Source organism: Sporomusa rhizae, from assembly GCF_041428845.1.
GTDB classification, from domain to species: domain Bacteria; phylum Bacillota; class Negativicutes; order Sporomusales; family Sporomusaceae; genus Sporomusa; species Sporomusa rhizae.
In genome coordinates this window covers 5599610-5611404 of record NZ_CP156925.1, presented here as the reverse complement: position 1 = coordinate 5611404, position 11795 = coordinate 5599610, and the positions used below count along the sequence as shown (strand labels likewise).

The following is an 11795-nucleotide window of genomic DNA, read 5'->3' as shown; positions in this document are numbered from 1 at the left end:
TTGGAGGAAAAGCTTATGGCTATAAGAGAAATACTCCTTTTAGGAAATGAAGATCTATACAATATCTCTAGAGAGGTCTCAACGGATAACCTTGAAAAGGCTAAAGAGGCAGTACAAGATCTACACGATACCATGATTAACTTTAGAGATAAATATAATTTTGGTAGAGCAATTGCCGCCCCACAGATTGGGGTTTTCTTGCGAATCATCTATATGAATTTCGATAATAAATCATTTGCACTCATCAACCCTAGGCTGGAATTCGGAGAACAAACATTTCAAGTCTGGGATGACTGTATGAGTTTCCCTGGATTGGAAGTACGGTTAAATAGATTCAAGAAAACGAAGATATTTTACAAGGATTTGGAGTGGAAGGATTGCATCTTGGAGTTAGAAGGTGATCTCTCCGAGCTCATTCAGCACGAATACGATCATTTAGACGGAATATTAGCAGTACAGAGAGCGATCGATGATAAAGCCTTTAGGATCAACAAAAACAAGTCTGGGTGCTTTTAAACGAGATAAGCTGCCGGAATGATTAAAGGCTCTTCCTAGGTTCTGGACCCATAAGTTTAGTTCAACTCTGGCAAATCATATTAGGTGGTAAAAATTTTTGCATGGTTCAATGAATGGGGGGTAATTATGAATTCTAAGATTGTTCAATTGGCAAAAGGACTGCAGCAGAAAACTGTTGCCAGAAGGCGGGATTTTCACAAATATCCTGAGACGGCTTGGACGGAGTTCCGTACAGCTAGTATTGTCGCTGATACGTTAACCCAATTAGGTTATGAAGTTTTTTGCGGCCCGGAGGTTGTTGCCGAACAGGCAATGATGGGGGTTCCTGCAATGGCGGAATTGGCAGAACATAAACAGCGTTCCTTAGAGCAGGGAGCCATCCGGCATTGGGTGGAAAAGATGCCAAGCGGCATGACCGGCGTTGTCGGCATTATGCATTTTAAGCGGCCAGGACCAACGGTAGCCTTGCGCTTTGACATGGATGCCAATGATTTAAATGAAGCGGAAAATAGCGAGCATCGTCCTTATCAACAAGGGTTTGCGTCAGTAAACGAAAATGTCATGCATGCCTGTGCCCATGATGGCCATACAGCCATTGGCTTGGCCTTGGCGGAAATACTCAGCAATTTGGCACCAGATTTGGCAGGAACCATCAAGTTGATTTTCCAACCGGGCGAAGAAGGGGTGCGTGGCGCCAAATCCATGGTGGAAAAAGGTGTGGTTGATGATGTGGATTTTTTGGTGGGACTGCATTTAGGGGCAAATTTATTTAAGCTTGGTCAAGTAAGTTACAAGACGGATGGGTTTTTTGCCACCACTAAGATAGACGCGGAGTTCACCGGCATCCCGGCGCATGCCGGCGCTAAGCCGGAAACAGGACGCAATGCCTTGCTGGCGGCGGCTAACGCCTTGATTAATTTACAGGCTATTTCCCGTCATAGCCAAGGTGAATCACGCATCAACGTCGGTGTGCTGCAGGGTGGTACCGGACGCAATGTTATTCCGGCTCATGCGGTCATCAAATTAGAAATACGGGGCAGCCACAGTGAAGTAACCCATTATATGCACCAGGAGGCTATCCGTATTATTGAAGCTGCAGCTGCCATGCAGGGGGTAGCCGTCAAGACCAGTATTATGGGGGCGGCTACTGCCGCACAAAATGATGAAGAACTTGCTCAGCGAGTCAAGGGTATTGCCCAGAAACTGGGAATATTTACAGAAATACTGGCGGCCGATGCTGGCGGGGGTAGTGAGGATTGTACTTATTTTATGGAACGGGTTCAGCAAAAGGGCGGGCAGGCAATATATACGCTGATTGGCACTGAACTGGCTGCCGGACATCATGATTCAAGGTTTGACTTCAATGAGGATGCTCTGGAATATGCGGTTATATTTTTAGCGGGTACGGCCACGGAACTGCTCAATTCTCATTCATAAGAGGAAAGAACGGCCCATCCGTCTCCCCCTGTCTTATAATAAATCGATAGAGGTAACAGAAAAGAGAAACTCCTGCAAAATTTATATAATTTGGCAGGAGCTTCTCTTTTTTTGGCAAACATTCCAAATAGGGCATGGAGTTATTATCCAAATGATGAAACTGGCCGAATAACGGGATATTAAGGCCTTTGGCCAATATATATTTGGCACCGGAACGGGACAATGGGGAAGTGGTGCTGTACAATGATTTCAAAAGAGGTGACTTTTTTTGAATAGGCGTGATTTTATAAGAAAACTTGTGATATGTGGGGGGACTATAGGCTTGCTCGGGAAGCTGCTAGACCCCAATCTGCTCAGGGCAGAGCCTTTTTCTAATGCACTTGAATACTATCGAATTGTTGTGTTAGGTGATCCCCATTTACCCGTGCGTGAGCGAGAGGTTAAGGATTTGACCAAACGGCACAAGATTGTTGATGCTAAGAATAAGGTTGTGGAAGATATCAATTCTTGGGAGGACGTAAAGCAAATCAATGTTATGGGTGATATCGTAGCCCAATTTGGAACCGTAGAGGAGTACGCTTATGCAAGACAATATTTTGCACGGTTTAATAAACCGATTTCTTTTATAGTCGGCAATCATGACTATATCTACGCCGACGCTTTTTCTACGGAAGGTAAATTTATTCGTGCTGACGCTGTTTCGCGGGAGCAAAAACTCAACCGATTTAAAGAAGCTTTCGGACAGTCGGTCTTGTTCTATAGTCAGACAGTCGGGCGTTATCTGCTCATCTTTTTATCCCCGGATTCTCTTGAATCATCTCATCTAACTCAAATATCAGAACAACAGCTTGTCTGGTTCAGAAACGAATTAGAGAAACACCCCGCAGCCCCTACAATCATTTTCTTTCACGCTCCACTGGCTGGAACTTTGCTTAATTATAATAAAGATGTTAATACTCCCAATTTTATTGTTCAGCCGAAGGACGCCGTCGAGAAAATTATCAATGATAATCCACAAATCCTTCTCTGGGTTTCCGGACATACACATACCTCTGCTACGAATCCAAGCTATGCTTCAAGCGTTAATGCTTTTGGCGGGCGACTCACGAATATTCACAATGCTGATATGGATAGAGAGACGATCTGGACGAACTCCCTGTATCTATATCCGAATAAAGTACTAATAAAAACCTTTAATCACAAAGAGAAAGTATGGGAAGCAGATCTGGAGCGTACCATTTATATATAGATACAAGGGGCGGTTGGGGTTATCCATACGCGTTTTTTTAAAGAGGGGAGCAAGGAACAAGGATTTTATTGTGTTTTTAAGGAATAAAGTAGCGATTAAGTTAATAAGTTGTGAAATCGAAAAAACGCGACTGACTCATCTAAAGGTTTTGTTTTATAAAATTAGGAGGTATGTTGTGAACTTTTTTAACATGTCTAAATTGGTAAGTTCCAAACTTATTTTGGCAACTTTAGTAATTTTACTACCTATTGGTTCGGCATTAGCAAGTGATAATAATGAGATTCCAAAGCGTTATACTGATTTACAAAAAGATGGTTTAAAGGGTCCAGTAAAAAGCTGTATGGATGTTATGGGACAAGGTTTCGATTTGACGATAACATATAACAAAGATAGAATGCGATCAAATGTTAATGTTGGAAAAATATTTCGCTACGAATATAAGTATGACGAAAAGGGTAGAGTGATTACTGATAGAAAATATGATTTTGCAAATAAAACTGCCACATCTTATTCAGATTCAACAAAATATGTATATAAACTTAATGAGTCTGGTTTCGAAACAGAAATCATTTCACAAAATAAGACTGGAGAAACAACGATAAGTGAATTTAGTGATACTGGGCTAAAAACAAAGCAAATAAAGATAAATCGTTTAGGTGACATAGAAGACGTAACTATATATAGTTATAATGAACATGCATATAAAACGAGTCAACTTGTTTATAGACCAGTTGAAAAAACACAAATAGTTTCATTAGATAAGTTCAAGCTAATACAAAAAGATGAGTATATATATAACGATGATCTTCTGATAAAAATTTTACGTACCTACGATAAAGAGAATAGCTATATATATAAGAGCTATCGCTATGAACTATTTGATAAGTATGGAAATTGGGTAAGAAGCTACGAGGCTACAGCAAATAAGAAAGAAGAAACTAAAGTACGTAAAATTGAATACTACGAATAGGTTAATGATCGGGCTGTTGAACTAGAGAATTCCTGTCAGATCTATTTGGATTTGGCAGGGATTATTGTATTATACAGTAATTTCACTAATAACTACTAAAGTCACCTCTTTAGTTTCTTAGGAGTTTAAATGGAATACATAAAACAACTAACCAGATTTGGGATTCAACAAGCTTTATCATGCATTTTTCCTGTAGCAGTTTTTTGTACTTTAGCATTATCTAAATTTATACACATACCGTTTGTATCCAGGTACGATTTTATATTATTCATATGTATCTCTATACAATGGTTGATGCTACATTTCGAATTGGAATCTATCGATGAATTAAAAGTTATTTGCATGTTTCATATTCTTGGACTAGTGCTTGAAATATTCAAGGTCTATATGGGGTCTTGGATGTATCCTGAGGAATCAATATTTAAGGTTTGGGGAGTGCCGTTATATAGTGGGTTTATGTATGCGAGTGTTGCAAGCTATATATGCCAGGCATGGAAAAGACTTGATTTAAGGTTTATTGACTGGCCTAGTAATTTTGTTACATATCCTATAGCTGGGTTGATATATATGAACTTCTTTACACATCACTTCTTTCTCGATTTGAGATGGATTATTATTTTAGTCTTATTTATTCTGTTTGGAAAGTCTAAAATTGGTTTTAAAGTGAATCGACATAACTATAGTATGCAAGCGATAGTGTCATTTTTATTAATAGGTTTCTTTATATGGTTGGCAGAGAATATAGCAACTTTCTTAGGAGCATGGAAGTATCCGGAACAGATGGAGACATGGCAAATCGTTCATATTGGTAAGATAAGTTCTTGGTTTCTGTTGGTAATCATAAGTATAATCATTGTTGCTAATTTAAAACATTTTAAATACGGCCCGAATAAATCATCGCTAAGTAATTCATAGGGTATCCTTCGGCTTATGAATCTTGAGTGTTAGTACTGATTCAGGAACCCGTCCCTTCGAGAACCCTAGTAGAATCCAAATTAGTATAGCTCTTTTCCTGGCCAGACCCTGTTTGACAATTGATGCCATATTATTTATATTTAGAATAAAAGTAATTTTCTTGTGAAAGGAGGCCAAGAGTGATGACTACTTTTTATCAAAGTTTACCGCGTGATGCAAAATCACCTATTTTTGTAGTTCGCTTAGCGTTGGGCGGGATACGTATGTCCTTTTTTAGAAAAGTGTATAGGAAAACTAATGTCGGAGCTCTTGGCTGTATAAAAGCATAGCTTATTTTACTATGTGAATAAAACGTGAAGACGCCAATTGGGCGTCTTTTTCTTTTTTAGGTGCAAAAGTGAGTTAATATGTCGCAGATTTTTTGTAGAAGCATTGCAAGATTTAATTTTAAGCGTATATAGGTTAATTTAATGAACACAGGAGGTATAAAACATATGAAGGCAGATTTTCACACAATTGACATGGAGACATGGCCGAGAGCTCAAACATATAATTATTTTACAGAAACAGTATCAACACTTATTTATTCCATTAACGTAACAATGGATGTCACAGTCCTTAGGTATACATTAAAAAGTAAAGGCTTAAAATTCTTTCCTGCATATCTTTACCTGGTAACCAGGGCTATTAGAAAACAGCAGGAATTTCTTATGGCAATTCAAGATGATAGGTTAGGATATTGGGATTGTCGAATTCCTTTTTATCCAATATTGCATGAAGATGATAAAACAATAACATTTCTTTGGACAGAGTATGATGAGGATTTTGAGGTGTTTTATAAAAGTTATATTTCAGACATGGCACAGCATGGAAAGAGTCATGGTATTATGTCATCAAAGGGAGCACCACCTTCTAACACCTATATCATAGCTTGTATTCCGTGGTTTACTTTTAATAGTTTATCCATGCAATTGCAAAATGCGAAGAATTATTATGCACCACTCTTTGAAGCTGGCGGATTTACTGAAACGAATGATATAACTACGATGCCTTTATCTATTACGGTTAATCATGCGGCAGTGGATGGTTATCATATAAAGGTACTTTTAGAGGAGTTACAATGGACAATGGATCATCCTGGAGAGTGGATGTAATTGACTTTGCGTGCTGCAGTTTAAGCAGGGACAGGTACCTTGTCCCAGTAGCTTAGAGTTGACCACAACCAGTCAACGCTCCATCTCAACCATGCAGGTAATTTCCAAAAATACCCGAATATGTTATACAATCACATTTTATAAAAGGAGTGTTCTTTGTGTATCTTTGGAATGTCAATGCATTGGTTAAGGATTTACGAGAAGATAAAATGTCTGAAAATGAAAAATTAAAATATTACCTGCTTTCAGGTGTATTTGCTTTGGCAGTACCTCATGAATTGGATTTATTTACTATATTAGACGTTGGTGTTTTTATAATAGGGACCTATCTGTGTTTTGAAGCCAATTCTAAAGGAGATAATAGAAATTTTATTACCAGAATGATTTGTTTAGAAATTCCACTGGGTATCCGATATGTTCTAATACTTCTTCCACTTTTTATAGTTGTGTACATCATCTTCGATAAAGCAGATAATATTAATCAAATCTTAAATATCTTAGGCATATTCTCTATGATTATCTATTACATGTTTTTAAGATCCTACATTGCAAAAGTATCACAACCCGAATTACCTTTCCCCGACAACAATATTTCAGCTAACTAGACTGCCGCTACAGGCGGTTTCTCCTAAGTGGTACATTATACAAGCGGAGGTATATTATGCTTTTTTTGATATTGAACATCATAATTGCTGCATGGGTATACAGCAACGCTAAAGATAGAGGGGTTATCGAGCGAGCTTGGTGGGGATGGGGCACGCTTTTACTTCCGTTTGTATATTTACCGCTTTATTTAATTGCACGACCACCAATCACATCACCTGGATCACCCGCGAGTATTAATGGCAAACGTGCATTTCTCATAGTGATTGTACCTATAACCTTAATTATAGGTACAATCACTTGTTATGAATTTGTCAGTCTATATGAAAAAGTTCAATATGATCAGGCTGTGCAGAAAAGTAAAGTGGATTTAGAGAAAGCTAAACACGAGCAAGAAGCAAAGTTTACTAAATTAACGGCGACTGAACACATTGCTGAAGCCAAAAAAGCTATGGCTGAAAATTATGATCCTGCCAACGGTAACTGGGGAGATTTAGAAGTGGCTAAAAAACATTTAATGGCTGTTTCTAAGATTGATCCCCAATATGAAGAAGCCGGATTGTTACTAACAGAAGTAGTTGATAGAGATAGAGAAAGAAGAGCGTATATGCTAAAAAAGGAGCAAAAAAAATATTAATGTAGAGTTGCGATGGCATTAAAGAAGGGAACGGAGGTAGTGTCTTCTGAACACTACCTCCGTCCCTCCTTAGACTTTTTTTAAAAAAGTATTGACATTAATTAGTAATTAGCGTATATTTAAATTACTAATTAATAATGAATATTAATTAGTATAGATAATGGAAAACTTAAAAGTGAGCATTATTGAAAAGTTTATATAAAGAATTTTTAATAGCGAATAAGCTACCGCTATAGGTAGTGGAAGGGGTGGGATCTATGTATAAAAAAGATGATAACTCTAAAATTGAGGAAGTTCTGGTTTGTGAAGAATCACGTTGCGACAGTGAAGACACTAGTTGCTCAGAAACCTGTGAATTAGTTGAGCAGATTGTTCCCTAAAAAATAGAATTTAACTGTAAGCTACCTTTAAAAAAGAAGGTAGCTTTTTACTTTTATCAATTAGGAAGGACAAATTCTCTAGTCCTAATTGTCAAAGACGCAGGGTACCACCGTCCCCCTGACTCATCTTGTTTTGGAAATCATGTATTTGTATCGTCCGAAATGACTTGATTTATGATTTCACGATAGCGTTTCGCCTTTTTCTCCATAAATTCAACTCTTCTCGTTGCCTCCTCCAACTGCTCCTGTGCAATCTCCTTGTATTTTAAAATAATTTCATAACGGAGAAGAATGGAAGAATCTCCATCTAGGTATAGATCAACAAAGTGCTTGACGTCCTTTATCGACATACCGCAATCCTTAAGATACTTCACCCTTATCAGCCAATTAAGAGACTCTTCGTCAAAAAGACGATTGTTATATTTGTCGCGTTGTATGTTCGGTACCAGTCCCTTGTCGGTATAAAATCTGATGGTATGCTCTGTGAGATTTAGTTTCTGAGCTACTTCTTTGACTGTGTACATTTCTCTAACTCCTTTTAAAAAAAACGCTTGACTTCGTGTTACTCGAATGCACTACAGTAAACGTATCATGAAAAGGAGGCGAAGTAAAGTATGTCAAAGCAAAAATCAGCCCTAATCATTGGCGCATCACGAGGACTAGGTTTGGCGATTGTTCAAGAACTTTTGGAGCGCGGATGGAAGGTGACAGGAACAGTTCGTGATGAGAAAAGGACGCAGGTACACGCGCTCGCTGAGCAACATCAGGAACACCTTGAAATCGAGCATGTCGACATTACGGAAACAAACCAAATTGCAGCTCTCAAAAACCGATTGAGCGGTAGAAATTTTGATCTTCTTTTTGTAAATGCGGGCATTACTAACGAACGATATGAAACAATTGGCGAAGTCTCGACAGAGGAATTTGTGCACGTGATGGTTACAAACTCGCTCTCCCCTATGCGAGTAGTAGAACAGTTTACAGAAAATGTTCGGTTGGGTGGTACAGTTGGTATCATGTCGTCTGGACAGGGCAGCGTCGCAGACAACGAGAAAGGGGAGTTTGAAGTCTATCGGGCAAGTAAAGCGGCACTCAATATGCTGATGAGAAGCTTTGCGGCACGTCGAGGGAAGGATTATGCATTATTACTTCTTGCCCCGGGTTGGGTAAAAACAGATATGGGTGGGTCAAATGCTAAATTCACGATTGAAGAAGTGATACATGACATTGTTGATACGATCCTTGCCCAAGAAGGGGGACGAGGGTTGCAATATCTCGACCGTTTTGGCAAAACAGTCAGGTGGTAACTCATGAATTTTTTAACACGTTTTTGAAAAACGCCATCAAAAAACCTCCAAAGCCTAAAAACCAAATAAATAATTGTTGCATTGCATAGAGTCACCTTTTCCCAAAGGCTACACCTTATGGTAGATCATGTCCACTTGCTGGTAAGTATACCGCCGAAAGGTCAGTGTTTCGTCATTTATGGGCGGGAGCAACAATATAAAAGTATACTGAAGAGCAAGAGAACCTAAAAATGAAAACCAACTGCCAATTACGATATTGAATATAAAAAAACAAGAACTAGCTCTGCTAAACCAGAGCTAGTTCTCGGCTTTTCCGCATTCTTTTAAAAATCCCCCAATTTGCAATAAATCGAATAGAAGTAGCAGAAAGAGAAAACTCCTGCTAAATTTGTATTAATTTAGCAGGAGTTTAAGTTTTAGTGGAAAATATTTCGATAACCCCATCCCCACGAATCCAACAAGCAATATCAAGAGGGATTAGAGCAAAAAGTTGATGAAAAAGAAACATCCCGTACGCCAAGCCCCTGGCTATAATACTTTGCGAAGTTCCCTCAGTTCGTTATCGTGTTTTGCGTTACGTTGCAGTAAATAATTTATATCGTCGGCGATAGCGTCAATTTGCTCCGCTTTTTTATAAGTTTTTTCGATAAGGCCCAATATTGCCGCGTCAGATTCTTTGGAATTTTTAAATTCGGCATCTATTTTAGCTTCGACGCTATCAAGTCTAGTTTCGATGCTTTCAAGTCTAGTCTCGACGCTATCAAGTCTAGTTTCAATGCGTTTTTGGCCTTCAAGTAGCTGTTTTAGTAATTCTTCCACTATGAATCACTCCTTAATTACTTATTATAGCATATAGTAAGTCTTTATGGGCTGTTAAAAACTCATATTTCAATTTAACTATTAGGCTGCTTGATAATCTAAATTAGTCAAAGGGTATAGAAAAAAATTCATTAATAAAGGAAGGTTTGTTTATATCGATAGTTTGAAATCTTTAGCAAACGCGACCATGGTTTGCTCTGCAATTATTCCCCAACCTGTAGAGAACACTATGGTTGATCTTTGGTGTTCCTGATTTTTGCTGGGAGAACAGACGAATAATTGTATTGGCCACTATTCACATCGAGAACTCGACCCGCCATTTCAAAATAGCCATACTCACTGGAAAATAATTGATATAATTATAACATACATTATATTCCACCGGAGTACAGCATATGCTAAAAAATAACTTTGAGTTTGGCGGCACACGTCAATCGAATAGAAGTAACAAAAAGAGAAGCTCCTGCAGAATTTGTATTAATTTGGCAGGAAGTTTGGGTTTGTGTAGCAAATATTTCAAAATGGGGAATCTGTCCCTTCAGTGATTTAAATTTGGCAAGGAGACATGAAAACATGATGCTGAGACTACTCAAGATGATAGGACAAGGGGCAATTTTGTGGTGTATCTACTGGCTGGGCAATCTAATCACCACCGTTACCGGATTACCCATTCCCGGTACTGTATTTGGCATGATCCTGCTGTTTGTACTTTTAGCGTGTGGCATTTTAAAGCTTAGCTACATTCAGGAGGCCGCCGATTTTTTACTTAAACATATGTTATTCTTTTTTATTCCGGTGGCTGTCGGATTAATGGAGTGGGGAGCAGTATTTTATGAACATGCTGTAGTATTGACGGCCGCTTTGCTGGTCGGAGCCGTTTTACCGTTTTTTACGGTAGGTATCATTACACAACTGCTACATAGAGAGGGGAAATGAATATGGCTCTTACCGTCTTTTTTGTGATTATGACTGTTGCTGCGTATCTGTTGAGCCGCTATTTGTATTTCAGGTATAATAATCCGCTCATTAATATTGTTCTGTTGAGTGCTGCAGCTATTATCGCAATTTTAGTTTTGGCTAAAATACCATATCAGGCTTATGTTCCGGCGAAAGACATCATGACTTTTCTGCTTGGACCGGCGACGGTTGCCCTGGCTGTGCCGTTGTACCGGAACCGGCATTTGTTGAAACAATACGGTATTGCCATCTTCATGGGGGTCGGTATCGGTACACTGATTTCCATGGCCACCGTGATGTTCATTACCAGGGCCGGTGGTTTAACAAGAGAAATCATCGTATCGATTATCCCGAAATCTTCCACCATTCCTATTGCCGTCGATGTGGCGCAACTGGCGGGCGGCAATTCTGCCTTAGCGGTAGCTTTTGTTGTGGCTACCGGAACGTTTGGTTCAGTAATTGGGTTAACCCTGCTTTCCTGGTTTAAGATTTATGATCCTGTGGCCCGCGGGCTGGCCATGGGGACAGTTTCACACGGCCAGGGGACCGCAATGGCTCTCCTGGAAGGCGAGAAGCAAGGATCTATGGCCGGCGTGGCTATGTCTCTGGCCGGGGTGTTCACTTCGGTGCTAGCACCTATACTCATCGCCTGTTTTGTTGATTGACTTCTTTTCTGTAATTCTGGGATATAGGAGAAGACGAGGGGAAACTGGTATTTGCCACTGATGGTATGTACGTAATAGACACTATCTCAGTATAAGGGCTAATTTCCATATAAATATAAGAACGGTCAGCATTATCATAAGAATGCTGACCGTTCTTTTTATCCGGTTACTCTTCCAATATCCTTT

15 protein-coding genes are annotated in these 11795 nt (G+C 39.1%); 13 read left to right on the top strand and 2 right to left on the bottom strand.

The features are described 5' to 3' along the window. Positions 1–15: 15 nt before the first annotated feature. From SRRS_RS26235 to SRRS_RS26190, 10 genes are all read left to right on the top strand, one after another. Entirely contained in the window at positions 16–516 is a 501-nt protein-coding gene (locus SRRS_RS26235; protein WP_371364645.1) for a peptide deformylase, read from the top strand. A gap of 126 nt (positions 517–642) precedes the next feature. After that, the gene (locus SRRS_RS26230; RefSeq protein WP_371364643.1) at positions 643–1953 is read left to right on the top strand and encodes an amidohydrolase; all 1311 of its coding nucleotides are present in this window, start codon (positions 643–645) and stop codon (positions 1951–1953) included. A 322-nt stretch (positions 1954–2275) separates the two neighbouring features. Continuing rightward, the gene (locus SRRS_RS26225) at positions 2276–3202 is read left to right on the top strand and encodes a metallophosphoesterase (protein WP_371364641.1); all 927 of its coding nucleotides are present in this window, start codon (positions 2276–2278) and stop codon (positions 3200–3202) included. 175 nt (positions 3203–3377) lie between these two features. Next, a complete protein-coding gene (locus tag SRRS_RS26220) occupies positions 3378–4172 on the top strand; it encodes a hypothetical protein (protein WP_371364639.1) in 795 nt (264 codons plus the stop codon). 129 nt (positions 4173–4301) lie between these two features. Then, on the top strand, positions 4302–5087 hold the full coding sequence (locus SRRS_RS26215; protein WP_371364638.1) for a DUF817 domain-containing protein: 786 nt from the start codon (positions 4302–4304) through the stop codon (positions 5085–5087). Between the two features lie 179 nt (positions 5088–5266). Beyond that, entirely contained in the window at positions 5267–5416 is a 150-nt protein-coding gene (locus SRRS_RS26210) for a hypothetical protein (protein WP_371364636.1), read from the top strand. Between the two features lie 165 nt (positions 5417–5581). Next, positions 5582–6241 carry a CatA-like O-acetyltransferase gene (locus tag SRRS_RS26205; protein ID WP_371364634.1) on the top strand — a complete coding sequence of 220 codons (660 nt, stop codon included), beginning with the start codon at positions 5582–5584 and terminating at the stop codon, positions 6239–6241. A 158-nt stretch (positions 6242–6399) separates the two neighbouring features. After that, complete coding sequence (locus SRRS_RS26200) at positions 6400–6846, top strand: hypothetical protein (protein WP_371364632.1); 447 nt, start codon at positions 6400–6402, stop codon at positions 6844–6846. 56 nt (positions 6847–6902) lie between these two features. Further along, positions 6903–7481, top strand: a complete 579-nt coding sequence (locus tag SRRS_RS26195) for a hypothetical protein (RefSeq protein WP_371364631.1) — start codon at positions 6903–6905, stop codon at positions 7479–7481. Between the two features lie 257 nt (positions 7482–7738). Beyond that, positions 7739–7861: a hypothetical protein gene (locus SRRS_RS26190; RefSeq protein ID WP_371364629.1), complete on the top strand. Its 123-nt coding sequence runs from the start codon at positions 7739–7741 to the stop codon at positions 7859–7861. A gap of 140 nt (positions 7862–8001) precedes the next feature. Here SRRS_RS26190 and SRRS_RS26185 read toward each other — a convergent pair whose 3' ends face one another. After that, positions 8002–8385 carry a MerR family transcriptional regulator gene (locus tag SRRS_RS26185; protein ID WP_371364628.1) on the bottom strand — a complete coding sequence of 128 codons (384 nt, stop codon included), beginning with the start codon at positions 8383–8385 and terminating at the stop codon, positions 8002–8004. A 90-nt stretch (positions 8386–8475) separates the two neighbouring features. Here SRRS_RS26185 and SRRS_RS26180 point away from each other — a divergent pair, with 90 nt between their 5' ends. Then, a complete protein-coding gene (locus tag SRRS_RS26180; RefSeq protein ID WP_371364626.1) occupies positions 8476–9168 on the top strand; it encodes an SDR family NAD(P)-dependent oxidoreductase in 693 nt (230 codons plus the stop codon). 528 nt (positions 9169–9696) lie between these two features. On the opposite strand, the gene SRRS_RS26175 is transcribed toward SRRS_RS26180, so the two are convergent. Continuing rightward, positions 9697–9987 (bottom strand): hypothetical protein, encoded by a 291-nt coding sequence (locus SRRS_RS26175; RefSeq protein ID WP_371364624.1) that lies wholly within the window; start codon positions 9985–9987, stop codon positions 9697–9699. 573 nt (positions 9988–10560) lie between these two features. On the opposite strand from SRRS_RS26175, the gene SRRS_RS26170 reads away from it, so the two are divergent. Then, a complete protein-coding gene (locus SRRS_RS26170) occupies positions 10561–10923 on the top strand; it encodes a CidA/LrgA family protein (RefSeq protein WP_371364622.1) in 363 nt (120 codons plus the stop codon). A 2-nt stretch (positions 10924–10925) separates the two neighbouring features. Next, positions 10926–11609, top strand: a complete 684-nt coding sequence (locus SRRS_RS26165; protein ID WP_371364620.1) for an LrgB family protein — start codon at positions 10926–10928, stop codon at positions 11607–11609. Positions 11610–11795: the final 186 nt, after the last annotated feature.

Coding starts and splice junctions, on each gene's coding strand:
- SRRS_RS26170 (WP_371364622.1), top strand. CDS start 10,561: ATGATGCTGAGACTACTCAAGATGATAGGACAAGGGGCAATTTTGTGG.
- SRRS_RS26185 (WP_371364628.1), bottom strand. CDS start 8,385: ATGTACACAGTCAAAGAAGTAGCTCAGAAACTAAATCTCACAGAGCAT.
- SRRS_RS26235 (WP_371364645.1), top strand. CDS start 16: ATGGCTATAAGAGAAATACTCCTTTTAGGAAATGAAGATCTATACAAT.
- SRRS_RS26195 (WP_371364631.1), top strand. CDS start 6,903: ATGCTTTTTTTGATATTGAACATCATAATTGCTGCATGGGTATACAGC.
- SRRS_RS26215 (WP_371364638.1), top strand. CDS start 4,302: ATGGAATACATAAAACAACTAACCAGATTTGGGATTCAACAAGCTTTA.
- SRRS_RS26205 (WP_371364634.1), top strand. CDS start 5,582: ATGAAGGCAGATTTTCACACAATTGACATGGAGACATGGCCGAGAGCT.
- SRRS_RS26180 (WP_371364626.1), top strand. CDS start 8,476: ATGTCAAAGCAAAAATCAGCCCTAATCATTGGCGCATCACGAGGACTA.
- SRRS_RS26165 (WP_371364620.1), top strand. CDS start 10,926: ATGGCTCTTACCGTCTTTTTTGTGATTATGACTGTTGCTGCGTATCTG.
- SRRS_RS26190 (WP_371364629.1), top strand. CDS start 7,739: ATGTATAAAAAAGATGATAACTCTAAAATTGAGGAAGTTCTGGTTTGT.
- SRRS_RS26230 (WP_371364643.1), top strand. CDS start 643: ATGAATTCTAAGATTGTTCAATTGGCAAAAGGACTGCAGCAGAAAACT.